This window comes from Bacillus sp. 123MFChir2, from assembly GCF_000383235.1.
Classification (GTDB): domain Bacteria; phylum Bacillota; class Bacilli; order Bacillales; family Bacillaceae_G; genus Bacillus_A.
The window spans coordinates 87320-106456 of record NZ_KB910930.1; the positions used below are offsets into that span (position 1 = coordinate 87320).

General features: G+C 36.5%; 18 protein-coding genes and 1 pseudogene. 14 read left to right on the forward strand and 5 right to left on the reverse strand.

Features of this window, described 5'->3' with window-relative positions; translation table 11 throughout:
- Nucleotides 1-83: 83 nt before the first annotated feature.
- Nucleotides 84-305 carry a DeoR family transcriptional regulator gene (locus H280_RS0106420; protein WP_028411127.1) on the reverse strand — a complete coding sequence of 74 codons (222 nt, stop codon included), beginning with the start codon at nucleotides 303-305 and terminating at the stop codon, nucleotides 84-86.
- 350 nt (nucleotides 306-655) lie between these two features.
- Between H280_RS0106420 and pepV the strand changes: the two genes are divergently transcribed.
- From pepV to H280_RS0106440, 4 genes are all read left to right on the forward strand, one after another.
- Nucleotides 656-2062, forward strand: a complete 1407-nt coding sequence (gene pepV, locus H280_RS0106425) for a dipeptidase PepV (RefSeq protein WP_020060297.1) — start codon at nucleotides 656-658, stop codon at nucleotides 2060-2062.
- Nucleotides 2063-2351: 289 nt separating this feature from the next.
- Nucleotides 2352-2906 (forward strand): RNA 2',3'-cyclic phosphodiesterase, encoded by a 555-nt coding sequence (gene thpR / locus H280_RS0106430; protein WP_020060298.1) that lies wholly within the window; start codon nucleotides 2352-2354, stop codon nucleotides 2904-2906.
- A 67-nt stretch (nucleotides 2907-2973) separates the two neighbouring features.
- Nucleotides 2974-5115 (forward strand): type I pullulanase, encoded by a 2142-nt coding sequence (gene pulA / locus H280_RS0106435; protein ID WP_020060299.1) that lies wholly within the window; start codon nucleotides 2974-2976, stop codon nucleotides 5113-5115.
- A gap of 235 nt (nucleotides 5116-5350) precedes the next feature.
- Nucleotides 5351-6148 (forward strand): phosphotransferase family protein, encoded by a 798-nt coding sequence (locus H280_RS0106440; RefSeq protein ID WP_028411128.1) that lies wholly within the window; start codon nucleotides 5351-5353, stop codon nucleotides 6146-6148.
- Nucleotide 6149: 1 nt separating this feature from the next.
- Here the strand turns inward: H280_RS0106440 and H280_RS0106445 are convergent, their stop codons facing one another.
- Nucleotides 6150-6428 carry a YtzH-like family protein gene (locus tag H280_RS0106445; RefSeq protein ID WP_020060301.1) on the reverse strand — a complete coding sequence of 93 codons (279 nt, stop codon included), beginning with the start codon at nucleotides 6426-6428 and terminating at the stop codon, nucleotides 6150-6152.
- A 197-nt stretch (nucleotides 6429-6625) separates the two neighbouring features.
- On the opposite strand from H280_RS0106445, the gene trmB reads away from it, so the two are divergent.
- Together trmB and H280_RS0106455 are read left to right on the forward strand one after the other, a co-directional pair.
- Nucleotides 6626-7279, forward strand: a complete 654-nt coding sequence (gene trmB, locus H280_RS0106450; protein WP_020060302.1) for a tRNA (guanosine(46)-N7)-methyltransferase TrmB — start codon at nucleotides 6626-6628, stop codon at nucleotides 7277-7279.
- Nucleotides 7280-7437: 158 nt separating this feature from the next.
- Nucleotides 7438-7722, forward strand: a complete 285-nt coding sequence (locus H280_RS0106455) for a DUF4183 domain-containing protein (RefSeq protein ID WP_020060303.1) — start codon at nucleotides 7438-7440, stop codon at nucleotides 7720-7722.
- Nucleotides 7723-7762: 40 nt separating this feature from the next.
- On the opposite strand, the gene H280_RS25640 is transcribed toward H280_RS0106455, so the two are convergent.
- The gene (locus H280_RS25640) at nucleotides 7763-8170 is read right to left on the reverse strand and encodes a DUF4183 domain-containing protein (protein ID WP_020060304.1); all 408 of its coding nucleotides are present in this window, start codon (nucleotides 8168-8170) and stop codon (nucleotides 7763-7765) included.
- A 410-nt stretch (nucleotides 8171-8580) separates the two neighbouring features.
- On the opposite strand from H280_RS25640, the pseudogene H280_RS24780 reads away from it, so the two are divergent.
- A pseudogene (locus H280_RS24780) lies at nucleotides 8581-8859 on the forward strand (LD-carboxypeptidase); the annotation flags it as partial.
- Nucleotides 8860-9080: 221 nt separating this feature from the next.
- Here the strand turns inward: H280_RS24780 and H280_RS0106465 are convergent.
- Nucleotides 9081-9359 (reverse strand): hypothetical protein, encoded by a 279-nt coding sequence (locus tag H280_RS0106465; protein ID WP_020060305.1) that lies wholly within the window; start codon nucleotides 9357-9359, stop codon nucleotides 9081-9083.
- Between the two features lie 2 nt (nucleotides 9360-9361).
- Complete coding sequence (locus H280_RS0106470; RefSeq protein WP_020060306.1) at nucleotides 9362-9874, reverse strand: GrpB family protein; 513 nt, start codon at nucleotides 9872-9874, stop codon at nucleotides 9362-9364.
- Nucleotides 9875-10055: 181 nt separating this feature from the next.
- Between H280_RS0106470 and H280_RS0106475 the strand changes: the two genes are divergently transcribed.
- The 7 genes from H280_RS0106475 to H280_RS0106510 all read left to right on the forward strand — a co-directional run.
- Nucleotides 10056-10457 (forward strand): YxeA family protein, encoded by a 402-nt coding sequence (locus tag H280_RS0106475; protein ID WP_020060307.1) that lies wholly within the window; start codon nucleotides 10056-10058, stop codon nucleotides 10455-10457.
- Nucleotides 10458-11314: 857 nt separating this feature from the next.
- The gene (locus H280_RS0106485) at nucleotides 11315-12661 is read left to right on the forward strand and encodes a 2-hydroxycarboxylate transporter family protein (protein ID WP_020060309.1); all 1347 of its coding nucleotides are present in this window, start codon (nucleotides 11315-11317) and stop codon (nucleotides 12659-12661) included.
- A gap of 68 nt (nucleotides 12662-12729) precedes the next feature.
- On the forward strand, nucleotides 12730-13941 hold the full coding sequence (locus H280_RS0106490; RefSeq protein ID WP_020060310.1) for an NAD(P)-dependent malic enzyme: 1212 nt from the start codon (nucleotides 12730-12732) through the stop codon (nucleotides 13939-13941).
- Between the two features lie 523 nt (nucleotides 13942-14464).
- Entirely contained in the window at nucleotides 14465-16075 is a 1611-nt protein-coding gene (locus H280_RS0106495; protein WP_020060311.1) for a sensor histidine kinase, read from the forward strand.
- Entirely contained in the window at nucleotides 16068-16775 is a 708-nt protein-coding gene (locus H280_RS0106500; RefSeq protein WP_020060312.1) for a response regulator, read from the forward strand. Before H280_RS0106495 ends, H280_RS0106500 begins: the two co-directional genes overlap by 8 nt.
- 493 nt (nucleotides 16776-17268) lie before the next feature.
- Nucleotides 17269-18735 carry a catalase gene (locus tag H280_RS0106505; RefSeq protein WP_020060313.1) on the forward strand — a complete coding sequence of 489 codons (1467 nt, stop codon included), beginning with the start codon at nucleotides 17269-17271 and terminating at the stop codon, nucleotides 18733-18735.
- Nucleotides 18736-18880: 145 nt separating this feature from the next.
- The coding region (locus tag H280_RS0106510) for an HTH domain-containing protein (protein WP_020060314.1) at nucleotides 18881-19137 on the forward strand (257 nt) is incomplete at its 3' end.

The following is a 19137-nucleotide window of genomic DNA, read 5'->3' on the forward strand; positions in this document are numbered from 1 at the left end:
AACAGATTTATATCATAATCAAAAAGACCCCCATTCTTCTATTAAGAATGGGGGTATGTATATACTAAATCAGGTTATACTCATTACGAGGTCATTCTCACTTTCTTTCCTGTTGTTGTCCACTTGCCGCGGCAAGGGCTACACACGAGTTCATTAAATTGCAACACATTCAGATCGCGCTGTATCGTTCGCGGTGTGATCCCAAACTCATCTACAAGGTCTTGCGTCGTTACGGTGCCTTTCTCATTAATGTACATATAGATTGATTTAATGCGTGTTAGCATACGAGTAGTTGTAGGTTTTATCAAAAAACCACTCCTCTACAAGTTTTTTGACCCATTCAGGAAAGAAGGTCGTTATTTCCATTGTACTCCAGATGAAAAAAAACATGCTCTAACTTGCTCAAATTTTACGAAATTTTAACAGGCAATAAGTTTGTAGAAAGAAAGTTGTTGATATTCTGTTTCTCTTTATCAACTATCTTATAAATTTCTACGTAAAACGTCAAATTCCTGCAAAAAAATTAAAAAAATAAGAAAAAACTAATTTTAATTATCTGAAATATTAAAATTGTTAGTTATTAGATTTAAGCTTGCTAGCATAAAAAGAGATCGTTTGCTATGATGAAAAAGAGAATAGAGAAGAGGGTGAAAGTATGACAAATATAAATTGGATGCAAGAAGTAGAAAAACGAAAAGATGCTCTAATCCATGATGTACAGCAATTTTTACAAATTAAAAGTGTATGGGAAGAAGAAACGGCAAAAGAAGGTGCACCGTTTGGAGAAGGTGTAGCAAAAGCATTATCTTTCATGTTAGATAAGGGAGAGGCTGACGGATTTCTTTCTAAAAATTTAGAGGGATATGCAGGGCATTTAGAACTAGGACAAGGAGAAGAAATTGTAGGTATTTTATGTCACGTTGATGTAGTACCAGAAGGGGACGGATGGACGACGCCTGCATATAGCGCGGATATTCGTGATGGAAAAATCTTTGCACGCGGTGCGATTGATGATAAAGGTCCAACAATGGCAGCTTATTATGCAATGAAAATTGTAAAAGAACTAGAATTGTCGCTTTCTAAACGTGTCCGCATGATTTTAGGAACGGATGAGGAAAGTAATTGGAAGTGCGTAGACCATTATTTTAAACACGAAGAAATGCCGACGATGGGCTTTGCTCCTGATGCAGATTTTCCAATTATTAATGCAGAAAAAGGAATTTGCGATTTATATGTCGTTCAAAATAAAAAAGAACATGTAGCAGGAGAAAATGTATTAGTGTCCTTCTCATCCGGGCGTCGATTAAATATGGTTCCTGATTTTGCAGAAGCGGCCCTAACGAGTGAAAAAGCAACAGAACTTGCAAATCAGTATGAACAATACATACAAGAAGCAAAGAAAAACGGGAAAGCAATTGTGGAAGGAAATACAATCACGCTGCAAGTAGAAGGGATTTCGGCACACGGTTCTACGCCAGAGCAAGGAGAAAATGCAGGTTTAACACTTGTGAACTTCTTAACGACAATTTCTTTAGATGAGCAAGGCGGTGCATTTGCTAGCTTAGCTACGGAAACATTTACAAATGATACGCTTGGAGAAAAAGCCGGCATTGCGTATGCAGATGAAATTACAGGCCCATTAACAGTAAACGTTGGTCTTCTTTCTTATACAAAAGAAGAAGGCGGTAAACTCGGATTGAATATTCGTTATCCAGTCACAACAAACTTAGAAGGAACGCTGCAAACATTAACAAATTATGTGAATGTGAAAGACTTTGCTATCACAAATGTATCAGATTCTCGTCCGCATCACGTTGATAAAGATCATGTATTAATTCGTACACTTCAGCGTGTATATGAGGAGCAAACGGGAGAAAAAGCGGAGTTATTAGCAATTGGCGGCGGTACATATGCACGTTCATTGAAAGCCGGGGTTGCATTCGGTCCGCTATTCCCAGGGAAAGAAGAATTAGCGCATCAAAAAGATGAGTATATTGAAATGGAAGATTTACTGAAAGCAACAGCGATTTATGCACATGCGATTTATGAATTAGCGAAATAGTGGTGTGGAAGTGCAATTTAAAAAACATAAAACCTTTCTTTTTTTAGATGGGTGAGAGGGACTGGCTATGCATAGAAACGGTCAGTGCCTATGTCTGCCACGTGCCGTGCGAAAACAAAGAGAGGAAACGAGTGCGAGGGAACTTTTTGTTTTGCATAGCTTGGACTCTCATTAGTGGAGTAAATAATGAGTAAACCGCTCTCGATAAGGAGAGCGGCTTCTTTCGTATGTATGGAGAATCAGCTTCACACGAATAATAGGTGTATCCTGGGAAAAGGAGAGAGAAAAGATGGCGAGACATTATTTTATTGCAGTGAAATTACCAAATGAGATAAAGAACATACTAGCAGAGTGGAAAGAAATGATAGCAGAAACGACGTCGTTTCATTCTTGGGTACATAAAGAAGATTATCATATTACACTTTCGTTTTTAGGGAGTGCGGAGGAAGAACAGCTTGAAAAATTGAAACAAGACTTGCAGCAACTGGCTAAAATATCCCGTTTTTCACTTCCATTGCAAGGGTGTCATACATTTGGTGTAAAAGAACAGCCGCGTGTGTTTTGGGTAGGAGTGGAAGAAGAACGTGCTTTGTTTGACTTACAAAAACAAGTGTATACGATATGTGAGAAAAATGGGTTTCAATTAGAAACGCGTCCGTATCATCCTCATATTACTGTAGCTCGTAAATGGAAGGGAGAAGAATCGTTTGATAAAAATCAGCTTCCTGCCCTGCCGTTTCATATATTTGAAGTGGAAACCGTAACGTTATATGAAACGCATGTAGAACGAGTGCCGAAGTATGAGGCGATTTATGAAATATCTTTACAGAATGCACAAGCTTGAAAACGTTTTCTGATTTTTTGAATATACTATAGAAAATGGAATGTCTCTTGGGAGGGTGTGGATACATATGTTAAGCATACAGCGCACGTTTGAAGCATATTTAGACGAAATGGATAAAATTACAATTTTACTTCCGCATGCGTACGGGACGAGTAGCATATTCCATTTAAAACAAGGCGCGACTGAATGGGAACTTTCAATTACTTGTATCACTTCTCTTCTACATGCAATGAAATATGAGTGTAAAGTGAGCGAACCCATTACATTGAGTAACTGTTATATCGTACGCGATGAACGGGGGACAGAAACGGACTTACAGATGGGGGCTGTTATTCGGACAGAGAAATTTGATGAGTTATATATGTATGAAGGATGCGATTTAGGTGCTTCTTATTCCTATAATCAAACTGTATTTAAAGTGTGGGCGCCAACAGCTACGAAAGCGAAAGTTCGCATTTATGAAACAGGGGCGGTATATAAAGATTATGAAATGGAAGGACAAGAAAAAGGTGTTTGGAGTTGCGAGTTACCGGGCGACTGGGATGGTGCGAAGTATACCTTTCTTGTCTGCATTAATTTAATATGGCGAGAAGCAATTGACCCATATGCAAAATCAGTGTCTGTAAACGGTACGTACGGAATTGTCGTAAACCTTGCGAAAACATATGTGCAAGATGAGGAAGTATTACCTCTCATGACTTCTATGACGGACGCCATTATTTATGAGGGGCATATTCGTGACGTGACAGTTCATCCCCATAGCGGCGCAACGTATAAAGGGAAATATCTCGGTCTAACAGAAGAAGGAACGACAGGAGAACGAGGGACGCTAACAGGCCTTTCTTATATAAAGGAATTAGGCGTTACACATCTTGAATTATTACCGATTCATCATTATGCTGGAGTTGATGAGGAGCAGCCATTTGCAATGTATAATTGGGGGTATAATCCGTTATTTTACAATGTTCCAAATGGTAGCTATGCAACAAATTCGTTTGATCCGTACAATCGCATTGTTGAATGTAAACAAATGATTCAAGCACTTCATCGAAATGGATTGCGCGTCATTATCGATGTTGTTTATAACCATGTGTATGAAAGAGAAACATCTTCTTTTGAAAAGCTTGTTCCTGGATATTATTTTCGGCACGATGAAAATGGAATGCCGTCAAATGGGACGGGAGTTGGAAACGATATTGCTTCAGAGCATAGTATGGTACGTAAGTTTATTGTCGATTCCATTTTATATTGGTTAACAGAGTATAAGGTGGATGGTTTCCGGTTTGATTTAATGGGAATTTTAGATGTTGAGACAATGAACGAAATTCGTCAGAAAGTAAATGAAGTAAAAGAGCATGTCATATTATTAGGCGAAGGATGGGATTTACAAACACCGCTTGCTTCGGATCAGAAAGCAACATTACAAAATGCAGCGAAACTACCACGAATCGCCCAGTTTAATGATCAATTTCGCGATGGGATTAAGGGAAGTACTTTTGACATGCAAAAACGAGGATATGCGCTTGGGGAGACAACAAATAAAGAGCATATCCAATACTTGCTTACAGGAAGTATCCCTTATGTCAAACAGAGAAGTTTATTTATAGAACCTGTGCAAAGCATTAATTATGTAGAATGTCACGATAACATGACGATGTGGGATAAGATTAGCGGCAGCAGTAAAGAAGAGAAACATATGCAAAAACGTCGCCATCGCCTTGCAACAACCATGACATTATTAGCACAAGGCATTCCGTTTTTACATGCTGGTCAAGAGTTTTATCGTACAAAGCAAGGAAACGAAAATAGTTATAATGCCCCGGATTGTGTCAATCAAATGGACTGGGATCAAAAAGAGCGCGAGGAAGAAACCGTTTCTTATATAAAAGGAATCATTCGGATTCGCAAATCACACGGTGCCTTTCGTTTTATATCTTCTGAATTAATTAGGCGGCATATGTCTTTTTTAAATACAACTCCTTCTGTCATTGCATATTACTTACAAGATGTGCAACAATTTGGAAAATGGAAAGAAATTGTTGTGTTATTTCATAATGGAACAGAGGAGCAAACCGTTTCTTTGCCTAAAGGTGGTACATGGCACATCCTTTCAAATGAGGAAAAGGCAAATGAAGATTCAATTGCTTCATTTGAGGGAGATACAATTGTCATTGCCCCAATTAGTACGTATATATTGACGAAATTGTGACGAATCGCCCCTTGACGATGCGAATATAATAAATGTAGAATTGAACAAGGTGGCTATTCAGTTAAGTTGCCAGTTTATTATTATTTTTGTAAAATAAAGTAAAGGGTAAACGACTTGTCTGTTTTTCACTTTTACTTACATTGAAGAAAAATGAATAGAAACCATGGGCATATGTTTGGGTATGTTGCGGTTTTTCTTTTCATAACTATAAAAGATAAGGAATTGTTAACGGGTAATGAACATGGAATGGTTGGAACAATTGTTAGGAAAAGAATGGAAAGTAATGCCGGCCGGAGGGGCGACAGGGGATGCCTACATTGCGCACAACGAACATCATAAAATCTTTTTAAAGCGCAATTCATCGCCCTTTCTTGCGGTATTGTCAGCAGAAGGAATTGTTCCGAAGTTACTTTGGACAAGGCGATTAACAAATGGTGATGTGATTTCGGCACAAAGATGGCTCCCCGGACAAAAATTAGAACCAGAAGATATGAACTCTAAGCGAGTGGCAGCATTGCTGAAAAAAATTCATTCTTCTGAAGCGTTAGTGCATATGATTCAAAAGCTTGGGAAACAGCCTTTGCATGCGCAAGATATACTAGAAGAGGTGCTTCTCACTTTGCAAGAGGATGTAAAGCAAAATGAAGTCATTCAAAAAGGACTTCAGTATTTACAAAAGTCCCTTCAGAATGTAGAATTTGAACATCTTGCTGTTTGTCATTGCGATGTCAATCATAACAATTGGTTAGTAACGGATGATAACGAATTGTTTTTAATTGATTGGGACGGAGCAGTTATTGCAGACCCAGCTCTTGATATTGGAATGCTGCTTCATTGGTATGTTCCAAGAGACGAATGGCACGAATGGCTTGAGCATTATGGATTAGGATTTACTGATTCTTTGCTGAGCCGTATGAAATGGTATGTTACACTGCAATGTATGATTTTCGTACAATTGTATAGAACAAAAAATAAGCAAGTAGAAGCAGAATATTGGCTTCAATATTTAATGCAACTACTCGCTTCAGAATAAGTTAAGAAAAACTATCCATTCCTGTAATCCATTGTGACAGCTGTTCTTGATGACCAGAAATATGGTTATCTAAATCAGGAGAATATTTACCCGATTGACTATAGTAATATACATCGTTTAACATCGATTTAACATCATTACTCACATTGTCATTTACGAGTAATGATTGAATGAGACGTTCTAATTGTTCACATTCAGAAACCGTTCCACAGCAATCACTTTGATGATTGACTAAGATGTCTTTTAAGATTGCCATTTGATGTTCATGATTAAGTGGCATTTTGACACATCCTTTTCAGTTGTTATCGTAACAATGAAACGAGCGTAACGAACCGCTTATGGAAATTGTATTTCATACACTTTGTAGTTTCCGTCAAAATAGTAAATTTTATACTTGAAAGAAACGGACCGAGTGCTCGTACGTACTTGGTTTTTTATATGATACACACATCTTGGAGTGCAGAGAGGGAGAGAACTATGCGTTTAAGACATAAACCATATGCAATGGACCGAACGAAAGAATATTCACACTTTGTAATTGGAAGTCCAGAAGAACATAACGGAAAATGGAAAGAGCTATTTGGAAATGAAAACCAGATTCATATTGAAGTTGGAACAGGCCGTGGCCGCTTCATGTACGAAATGGCAAAAGCAAATCCAAACGTAAACTATATCGGGATTGAAAAATTTACAAGCGTAATTGTAGATGCACTTGATAAATTAATTGAAGAACCGCTTTCAAACTTAAAACTAATTAATAAAGATGCAGAAGATTTAACAGTATTCTTTGCGGAGAATGAAATTGATCGTGTATATTTAAACTTCTCAGATCCATGGCCAAAGAATCGCCATGAAAAGCGCCGTTTAACATATAAAACATTTTTACGCAACTATGAAACAGTACTTGTAAAAGGCGGAGAAATTCATTTCAAAACAGATAACCAAGCCTTGTTCGAATACTCTCTTACAAGTATGGCGGAATATGGCATGTTGCTACCTTTTATTAGTTTAGACCTTCACAAAAGTGACTTTGAAGGCAATATTATGACGGAATATGAAGAAAAATTCTCAAGCAAGGGAAATCGTATTTACCGTGTCGAAGCAAAATATCGTACAGAACCTGCGCAATAATGCGCAGGTTTTTTTTATCTTTGGTAAAGAAATAGATTTTTAATAGTAAGTAGCTAGGAAAAATAAGTAACTTGCCGTTCCTAACAATAAATATTTACATACCATGTATAGAGTGGGACAAGTCCTACTAGATTTAAAAACGAAAGGGGTGAGGTGGAATGCCTATTATTAAACCTTTTTTAGCTGCTAGAAGATATAATGCAACAATTGGTGCTGGAACGGGAACTGGAGCAACGTTTAATATTTTAGCAACCGCTTGTACTGATGACACTGGTGCTGCTGCAACAGCATTTCCTTCGTCATTTGCGTATTACAATTTATACGTGAGTGGACAATTGCAACCTGTGGTTAACTCAAGTGTTACTACAGCAGCGATTACAATTCCAGATGGAAATACTTTGGATCCTGGGGTTGTTGTTAGTGTTGAATTTGTCATGAACTAGTAGTCAATAAAAAGCGGATTCCTTTAAAGGAATCCGTTTTTTATTGATTGATTAAAATAAATTGAAGTGTGATTATAACACCAGCTGGTGGTGCCTCATCAGCCAATATTGTAAGCATTCCCGCTTGTACGACATAAGAGTTCTGCGACTGAATAACGCCATTAATAAATAAATTCATATAGGATACTTGACTTGGTGCTAAAATCTGCGTAGTTCCGAGTTGTGGCAAACCATCGGTATTTGTGTATACGAGACTCGTGCCATCTGAAACAGTAAAGAACATTAAATTTGTGGCAGAGATTAACCCTTGGAAGGTAGGCCCCGTAGCTCCGGTAGGCCCCGTGGCTCCGGTAGCTCCAGTCGGCCCAGTATATCCGGGATCAGGAACAGGAAATGAACAAGGAAAATAATAAGAATTACAGTTTTTTTCAGAAGAAAATAAGTTCAAAAAAGTCCCTCCTTTTGACGAACAGAATAAACTTATTACAAGTATATGGATAAATATAGTATTTGGTTGTGCGTTGGTCATATTTTGAGGGATTCGTTTTCATAGTAATCTCTTTTAATAGAATAAAAAAAGCCGCCCCAAAGTCCTAGCTTTGTGACGACTTCTTGCAAGGATAAAGAAAGAGCGGGAGTAGCACAAGAATGTCAATGAAAGTTAAAAAGGTTTCAAAAACTTAATTTTCAGAAAACTTATAAGCTTAAGGGTTTTTCGCTACTCTTTCTTTATTAATTAAGAGTTTAACATGTATAGCAAAAGAAATCAACGGAAAATAGACAATTTTCTTCTAAATTCGACATTTTTAAAAATTGATCTAAAAACACTTCTATCAATTTAATGGTTGAAGACTGTAAAAAACAGCAGCGATCGTTGAAAAACATTTTAGTTCCTTAAAAATAAATGGTGTATTTGAAAAGGGCGGCGGCATCATCTTAGGAAAGCATGAGCAATTTGACGATCAAGGAACAGGATTAACACCATATGATAGTTTGCTCGAAGTAATGGGTGACGCTGATATTCCAATCTTAGCCGATTTTGACTGTTGTCATACACATCCTATTCTTACAATGCCTATTGGCGGGACAGTAGAATTAAATGCAACGCAGAAGACGGTTCGAATTTGGGAATTTTAAAATGCAAAAAGCTAGCAAAATGCTAGCTTTTATAGTGCTATATAAATACAAGTTGACTTTTTAACATCTAAGTCGCTGCTATGTAGAACAAAACATGGGCGCTACTTGCTGTCTATCTTTGTTTTAAACTTCGCACGTGGCAGGAAAAGGAACTGACTGCCTCTATGCATGGCCAGTTGCTCTCGCCCACCGAAAAAGAAGAGGGTTTTTATGTTAGTTTTTCAATTTGCATCTATATATAAAGAATCAATATAATTTTTAGCTTCCAGTAATGACAATCCTAAAGTCTCTCTCGCTCTCTTGATTGCTTTGATTTTATCGCCATCTTTTACTAGTTGGCGAAGTTCTTCGTTAATTTCATGCTCAGGGAGTTCCAAGTGTTTAGCGATTTGATGTAATTTATCCTCTGTTCGTTTCAATCTTGTATGAATGTTGTTTAACTGACCGGAAATATAAAATATACCTAAAGCGATTACTGATGTTAGAAGTAAATAATCCATATTCATCTCTCCTTTTTCACTTTTTTTATAACATCTACGATAAACGGCGCTTTTGCATTTGTGTATGCAACTCTATCAAAACGATATTTAGTCGCTAATTCTTTTTTTAATTGCTCATATTGCTGACGCACATTGGGGTGACTTCCTAGGTAATCGCGAAATAAAAGGTTATGATTCCACTCCTCACTACCATATCGATAAATATGTAAATGATGCGTTCCGGCTCTCCACAATCCTTTTCGAAAGAATCTTCTATTTGGAAATTCCTCATGAAGTACATGTTCATATCCAATTGCTTTCAATGGTTCAATGAACATATCTATGTCGTTAAGAGTACGAACGCCAACCATCATATCAAGGATAGGTTTTGCGCTTAGTCCTTCAACGGATGTACTTCCGATGTGTTCAATGGCAATGGCTACATCGCCTATAATACCTATAATGCTTTTTTGTTCTTCTGTAAATTGTAATGCCCATTTTGCCGTATACTCTTCAATGACAACTGGTTTGTTCATATATTTCCCCCTTTTTTATTTCCTTAATTTAACTTTATTTTAACAGAAAAATATGCGCGCTGAGAAAAGGAAAACATTACAAAAATGTAATGTTGCTGTCATGTAAATCGATAACAAATCATATATAAAAATTTTATGATACAAACAGGCATAGTAAATGGACAGAAGAGGTGTGATTCACTTGAAGAAACATGTAATAGGGATTACGTTATTTATGCTATTATTTTCCGTATCTTCAATGGTAGTACTAGCTGCTGCTGAAAAAAATGATGCGATAGATATAAAGAAATGGATAGCAAAAGAATATTACGTTCAAATCACAGAGAATGGAAAAGAAGAGTCTGTGGAAGATAATGATGAAAAAAAACAGCCCGTGTACTGGTATACAATAAAAGCCTATAATAAAAAGGGAAATGAAGTAACAGTTAAATTTTTCGCAAAGAAAAACTTAAAATTAGGGGCATTTCTACGTGTGCATGTAAGTGGCGAATATCCTGACAAAACAAACGGAATTGAAAGATATAAAGAAATAACGACGAAGGAAATACCTGTGAAAGCGAAAGAAAAGTTAGGGGTGAAATAAAATGAAACTTCCATCGGTGGGAGATAACTGCCCGCGAATAGCGGGATAAATAAGCAGCTTGTGGAAACCATGTCCATAAGCTGCTTGTTTTATTGAAATATCAATTGCTTGGCAGTTCTATTTTCATCGCATGCATTTTGGGTTGTATTTTGGATTCATTTACTCCATAACTTAATTTCGTTACTTATTTCCAACTTCGGATAAACTTTTAATCACAGAGGGTTGATAAAAGATGTATAGTTTAAAAACATTAAAAGCTCTTGGATGGATTTATGGAGCATTATTCTTGTTTAAATGTGTGGATGTATGTTCAGACCTTTTTATTGAACATAAATTTTCGTGGCTACATACGATTTTGGCAGTCATGTTCTTCATTGTATTTATAGATGTTGTATATAGCATTAAAAACAAAAAATATAAAACTGTATAACCAAATAAAGGCATGCCGGTAGCTTGTTGCTATCCAGCATGCCTTTATATTTTTTCGTCTAATATACCCCTACATTATTTCTTCATGTACGTGATAAATCCAGATAGGGATGCCAACAAAGAAAAAACAAAAGGATCACAAGGAATTGAGTCCTCGCAAATTTCTTGAACATTCTTACTCCATTCATACAATTTCATTTCGCAAATTCACCTCGTTGAATATTTGATAATTCCTAATATTTAAATTGTAACACAAAAAAAGTGCTCATAATCAAAGAAGCCAAGGGAAATATAAGGTTAAAAAAGTCAGATCAAAAATAGTCTGACTGATTTCTTTAATTACAAAACCACTTACAAAAGTTACAAAATCTATTATTACTATTGAAAGCGTTTTAATATTGTAAATAACAACATAAGGGGGTGCCTCTATGGGAATTCAAAAGCAAGCGGAAACGATGCCATCTGCAGGTGAAGTAGAAACAAAGCAGGGTACATTCGTTTCGAAAATTATGAATATTAAAATTGGTGTTATACCTTTACCTTTATATCTTGTACTAGCAGCGGTTATTTACGGAGCGTCTGTATATAATAAGTTGCCGGCGGATATGATTGGTGGATTTGCAGTTATTATGATTATGGGTATTTTCTTAGGCGATATTGGAATGAGAATTCCAATTTTAAAGAACATTGGCGGACCAGCAATTCTTTCATTATTTATTCCTTCATTACTTGTGTTCTTTAACTGGATCAACCCAGCATCAATGAATGCTGTGAATATGTTAATGAAAAAATCGAACTTTTTATATCTATACATTTCTTGTTTAGTAGTCGGAAGTGTTTTAGGAATGAACCGTAAAGTGTTAGTACAAGGCTTTATTCGCATGTTTATTCCGTTAGTTGTAGGAACGCTTGCTTCTATTGCAGTTGGATTATTAGTTGGATCATTATTCGGATTTGAAATGAAGAGAACGTTCTTCTTTATCATTGTACCAATTGTGAGCGGTGGTATCGGAGAAGGGATTTTACCACTTTCCTTAGCTTACAGTGAAATTTTACATCAATCATCAGCAACATTCGTATCTCAGCTTATTCCAGCAGCGGTTATCGGAAATATGTTTGCGATTGTAGGCGCTGGATACATGAAGCGATTAGGTGAGAAAAAACCAGAACTTAGCGGTAATGGTGTATTGGTAAAAACAGGTAATCAAGATGACTTATTAAAAGAACAAAATACAGAAAAACCAATTGACTTCTCATTAATGGGAGCTGGTTTATTAATTGCATGTACGTTCTTTATTTTCGGTGGGTTGGCTTCTAAATTTATCGGTATTCCAGGCGCAATCATTATGATTTTCTCAGCAGCACTTGTGAAGTACTTTAAATTAATGCCAGCAAAAATGGAGCAAGGTGCATATCACTTATACAAATTTATTTCGACAAGCTTAACGTGGCCATTAATGGTTGGTTTAGGAATACTGTACATTCCGTTAAAAGATGTGGCAGCTGTTCTTTCAGTTGGATATGTTGCGGTGTGTGCATCAGTGGTAATCACAATGATCGCAACTGGTTTCCTTATTGGAAAAGTCATGAAAATGTTCCCGGTTGAATCTGCGATTGTAACAGGATGTCATAGTGGACTCGGCGGAACAGGAGACGTTGCAATTTTATCAGCTTCAAACCGTATGGAATTAATGCCGTTTGCACAAATTTCAACGCGTTTAGGCGGAGCGGCGATGGTTGTAACTGCGTCAATTTTATTAAAAATGTTTTCGTAATGTAACATCAAACAAGCTAGCTATGTAAAGACGTAGCTAGCTTGTAAAATTAGGAGGAGATTATTTTTATGTTAGAAAGTCAAATTAAAGAACGTTCGTTATTACTTCATAAAGAATTAATGGGGAAAATTGAAATTACAAGTAAAGTAGAAGTGAATTCAGCTGATGATTTAAGTTTGACATATACACCAGGCGTAGCGGAATCTTGTAAGGCGATTGCAGCGGATGAAGAAACAGCTTATGACTATACAGCGCGCGGTAATATGGTTGCTGTTGTCTCAGATGGAACGGCAGTACTTGGTTTAGGTGATATTGGCCCGAAAGCAGCTATGCCTGTTATGGAAGGGAAAAGTATTTTATTTAAAAAGTTTGCAAATGTTGATGCATTCCCGCTTTGTCTTGGAACGACTGATGTAGATGAAATCGTAACCATCGTTAAAAATTTAGAACCTACATTTGCAGGGATTAATTTAGAAGATATAGCAGCGCCGCGCTGTTTTGAAATTGAAAAGCGTTTAAAAGAAGAAACAAATATCCCAGTGTTCCATGATGATCAGCACGGAACAGCAATTGTTGTTTTAGCGGCAGTTCTTAACGCGTTAAAAGTAGTAGATAAAACAATGGATGAAGTGAAGATTGTCATTAATGGTGCTGGTTCTGCAGGAATCGCAATTGGTAAATTGTTATTAAAAGCAGGCGTAAACCATATGACATTAGTAAGTTTAGAAGGTATCGTGTGCGAGGAAGAGTCATGGATGAACCCTGCACAAATCGAGATTGCGAAAGTAACAAATCGCGAACATGTACGCGGAACATTACAAGAAGCGATTCAAGGTGCAGACATTTTTATCGGTGTATCTGCCCCTAACGTATTAACAAAAGAACATGTGAAGACAATGAATGAAAATCCGATTGTATTTGCAATGGCGAATCCAGTACCAGAAATATTCCCAGAAGAGGCGCTAGAGGCCGGCGCAGCTGTTGTTGGAACAGGACGTTCTGATTATCCAAACCAAGTGAACAATGTATTGGCATTCCCGGGTATATTCCGCGGTGCATTAGATGTGCGTGCGACAGATGTTACAGAGGAAATGAAATTAGCTGCAGCATATGGAATTGCTAACATCATTACAGATGAAGAACGAAATGCAAATTATGTAATTCCAAATCCACTTGATAAAAGAGTTGTGCCAAGTGTAGCAGCTGCAGTAGCAAAATCCGCAATTGAATCAGGTGTAGCACAAATTAAAAAAGTGCCAGACTATTCAATCGAACAATAAAGTGAAACTTCCTCTTGGGAAACATTTTTCTTCCTAAGAGGTTAGTTGAACCAACCGGGCTTTTACGTGCAGTTCTCCCCATCTTTAAGAGGTGGGGAGAATTTTTGTATTTTCTCTAAATATCTATTTTAATATAATAAATTATAGCTATGCAGAAAACAATATGACCTGCCTTTTCCTTTAAACCTAGCATGTGGAATAAAAAGGAACTGACCGCTTCTACGCATGGCTAGACGTTCTCGCGCACCTAAAAAGAAAAGGTTTTTTATGTCGTTTTTTTACTTGGATTTATATATAAATCCAAGTTGATTTTTTAACATATAAGTCACTGCTATGCAGAACAAAACATGGCCGCTACCTGCTTTCTACCTTTGTTTTAAATTTTGTACGCGGCAGGAAAAGGAACTGACCGCCTCTATGCATGGCCAGTTGCCCTGGTCTCCTCCCCTAAAAAAAGTTGTTTTCATTGTAAAGAATCAGTAATATAGATTTCGCATAGAGTATAGAAAAGGGAATGAGAGGGATGGAGAAGAAAAAGAAGTTTTTAAGTCTACAGGGAACTATTGCATTGTTAGTATGTGCTGTAGTCGTATTTTCTTTACTTGTAACAGGTATTTTAATTAGTCGTCATGTCGAGCACACGACAGAAGAAAGTCAAATAGAAAAGGCGAAAGCAATTGCACGTATTACAGCAAATTCACCAATCATAATCGATGCTTTATCGGGGAAAAAAGATGAATCTGAAATTCAAACAAATGTGAACCAGCTTTTAAAAAATGCTGATATTCAATTTATTGTAGTTATGGATATGAAAGGGATACGAAAATCTCATCCAGATCCTAAGAAGATTGGTCAACATTTCGTTGGGGGCGATGAAGAAACGGCCTTGAGAGGAAATGAATATGTATCAACGGCAAAAGGGACATTAGGAAAATCTATGCGAGTATTTGTACCCATTTTTTCTGAAACGAAAAAACAAATAGGGGTCGTGGCTGTCGGAATTTCCGCTGATAATGTAGAAGAGATGGTCGAACAGAGTAGACATATTATGTACATCGGTGTCAGCGTTGGGATTTTAGTAGGAGTTATCGGGGCTATTTTATTAGCTAGACATATTAAGAAAATTTTATTTGGCCTCGAACCTAATGAAATTTCCAAAATTTTAGAAGAACGCAATGCAATGCTACAATCTGTTAAAGAAGGAATTATCGCAATTGATAAGGATGCGAGGATTACTTTAATTAATAACGAGGCCAAACGGTTAATTGAGAAAAGTGGTTTTAAAGAAGAATTTATTGGCGAAGACATTAAAAAGTACATGCCAAATTCAAGGATAAAAGAAGTATTACAAACGGGAGTAGCGCAGTTCGATGAGGAGCACAGTATGCATGGGATTACAATTGTTTCAAATCGAGTTCCGTTATACGTAAAAGGAGAAATTGTTGGTGCCATTGCAACATTTCGTGATAAAACGGAAATAAGAAAATTAGCAGAGCAGTTAACCGGTATTCGACTATATGCAGAGGCTTTACGTGCACAATCTCATGAATTTATGAATAAGATGCATGTTGTATTAGGACTAACACATATGAAGAATTATGAACAATTAGAAACGTATGTTAGCAGCATGGTATCAGAACATCAATACGAAATTGGAGATGTGATGCGGAAGATAAAAAATCCTGTGTTTGCCGGCTTTTTACTTGGGAAACTTAGCTATGCGAGAGAAAAAGGAATAGAATTAACGATCAGTGAAGATTCTTATTTACCACAGCCAGATGATGAGGGAATTATTCATGAACTCATTACAATTGTAGGGAACTTAATTGATAATGCTTTAGATGCCGTAGCGGATTGCAAATATAAGCAAGTGAATGTTACAATCGAATATTATGATAAACTAATTTTAACAGTTACAGATACAGGGAAGGGAATTACTCAAGAAAAAATAGATAAATTATTTGTCAAAGGGTATTCTACAAAAGGAGAAAATCGGGGATATGGTTTATATCTTGTGAAGGAAAGTCTGGAACGTATAAAAGGGAATATACATATTGATTCAGTACTAGGAGAGCAAACAATAATCACAATTGAAACACCATATAAAAGTAGGGAAGAGATGGAAGATGATTAAAGTTTTAATTGTAGAAGATGACCCAATGGTAGCAATGCTAAATAAGCATTATTTAGAACAAGTTGGCGGGTTTGAACTTGTCCATGTGGCTAGCTCTGTAGATGAAGCATTACATGTATTAGAAGAGAATCATGTAGATTTTATATTGCTTGATATTTTTATGCCTGGTGATACTGGATTTGAATTGTTATTGGACATTCGCAATAAAGAAAGAGAAATTGATGTGATGATGATTTCAGCGGTTCATGACATGGTCAGTATTAAAAAAGCACTGCAGTATGGAGTTGTAGATTATTTAATTAAACCATTTACATTTGAACGTTTTAAGGAAGCCTTATCTGCTTATCGTGAAAAATTTAAATTTATGAAGGCACAGCCTAATATTAATCAATCCGAACTAGATGAATTAATTTTACAAAAAGAAAAAAAAGAAGCTCCTGTAAGTAAAGTGCTTCCAAAAGGTTTAACGAAACAAACATTGCAGTTAGTTTGGAAACAAATCCAATCGCTTCGTGGAAAAACATTTACAACAGAAGAAATGGCACAATTAGTTGGAATTTCTAGGGTTTCTATTCGGAAGTATGTTATGTTTTTAATCGAAATCGGAGTTTTAGAAAATGAGATGGTGTATCAGCAAGTAGGAAGACCGGTAAGTAAACTGCGTTGTATTGATGAAAGTAAAATACATTTGTACATATGAAACTGTCCCAAAAGGTCGTTGCATAACGGCTTTTTGGGGACAGTTTTTTTGTTAAAATCATAAGCGCTATTATAAATGCGTTTCACTCTATGTAAACATTTTGAGTTGAATTGCATAATAATGTCGAATTAGTTAGAAAATTGTCGTTTTTTGTATTGATGTCTTGTATTTTTAGTGTTAAGCTTATAATCACAAAGAGGAAGTAGCAAATTATTTTTTTAGAAACAATAAACTGAAAATTATGTTTATTCAAAGATTTTCTCTGTTTTTGCGTGATCGACGTGTATGAATATTAGCTGCTTTTTCTTTGTTTTATATGATACAAGCATTATTGAGTAACGATATGGAGGTGATTTAGAGAAGGGATTCATCATTTATCAAAAGTATTTTTTTAAAAAAATTTAAAAATGGTTGACAATAAACCTGTTTTTAATAATAATTATATTATAATTATTTTAAATAAGTAATTATTATATAAATAGGAGGCTCCAAAATGAACCCAAACAATCGCTTAACAACAAACCAAGGTGCTCCTGTAGGAGATAATCAAAATTCTCGTACAGCAGGTCGTCGCGGGCCAGTATTATTAGAAGATTATCACCTAGTAGAAAAGTTAGCTCATTTTGATCGCGAACGTATTCCAGAGCGCGTTGTGCATGCGCGCGGTGCAGGTGCTCATGGCGTTTTCGTAACAAAAAATAGTATGAAAGAATATACAAGAGCAGCGTTCTTACAGAAAGAAGGAACCGAAACACCTGTATTTGTTCGCTTCTCAACTGTTATTCATGGGCAAGGTTCTCCAGAAACAGCTCGTGATCCAAGAGGGTTTGCGGTCAAGTTTTATACAGAAGAAGGAAACTACGATCTTGTTGGTAACCATTTACCTGTATTTTTCATTCGTGATGCAATCAAATTCCCTGATATGGTTCATTCTTTAAAACCGGCGCCTGATACAAATATTCAAACGCCAGATCGTTACTGGGATTTTATGACGCTAACACCAGAATCAACTCATATGTTAACGTGGGTGTTCTCTGATTATGGTACACCTGCTAACTACCGCGAAATGGAAGGGTTTGGTGTTCATGCATTTAAATGGGTAAACGGAAATGGCGAGGTTGTATACGTAAAATATCATTGGAAGCCAAAGCAAGGTATTCGTAACTTTAATGTCAAAGAAGCAGAACAAATGCAAGGAAAGGATTTTAACCATGCAACTCGTGATTTATTTGATGCGATTGAGCGTGGGGATTATCCAAAATGGGATCTTCATGTACAAATCATGAAACTAGATGAAATGGATTCCTTAGAGTTCTATCCACTAGATCCAACAAAGGTGTGGCCAGAAGACCGTTTTCCATTAACGGAAGTAGGTACAATGACGTTACATCGCAACCCACAAAATTTCTTTGCAGAAGTTGAGCAAGCAGCATTTTCACCAAGTGCAACCGTGCCTGGTATTGAACCATCTGAGGATAAATTATTACAAGGACGTTTGTTCTCTTATCCAGATACACAGCGCTATCGCTTAGGGGTAAATTATTTGCAAATCCCTGTAAACTGTCCGTACGCAACTGTGCATAACCAACAGCGTGATGGATTCATGCAAGTAAATCAACAACCGTCTACGGTTAATTATGAACCAAGTCGTCATGCAGAAAATCCAAGCGAAGATCCAGCATACCGAGATTCAACTATGAAACTTACAGGTTATGTATCTCGTGAAAAAATTGAGAAACCAAACGATTTTGGGCAAGCTGGTGAGCGTTATCGTTCATTTTCTAAGGAAGAACAAGGTAACTTAATCTCGAACTTAGCAAACGATTTAAAAGGTGTAAATGAACAAATAAAATTACTTGCGGTTTGTAATTTCTTCCGTGCAGATCGAGAGTATGGTATGCGTTTAGCAGAAGCATTAAATGTTGATATTTCGGCGTATGTGGGAGGTCCTGTAAAGTAGGGACTGCGCAAGAAACATCTGGCCCTGCATAAAATAAAATGTACCCTATAGAGTAGACACTAAAAAAAGTCTCTCTCTGTAGGGTACATTTTTGTATAATTAAGAAATACAAAACTTGAGAATACAACGTGGGGACGGAGAACAAATGAGCAAAAAGATTTTTACAGAAAAAGAAATGCAGTTACTATCATCTAATAAATATGTAAAATCAGTTAGACCAAAGGGAATTACTTATACAGATGAATTTAAACGTTTATTTATCATAGAGAAAGAAAAAGGCAAGTTTCCAAGACAAATCTTTGAAGAGTGTGGCTTTGATGTTGAAATTCTGGGAATGGATAGAATTAAGGCTGCTAGTAAGAGATGGAAAAAGGCTTACGATGAAAATGGGATAAGTGGTTT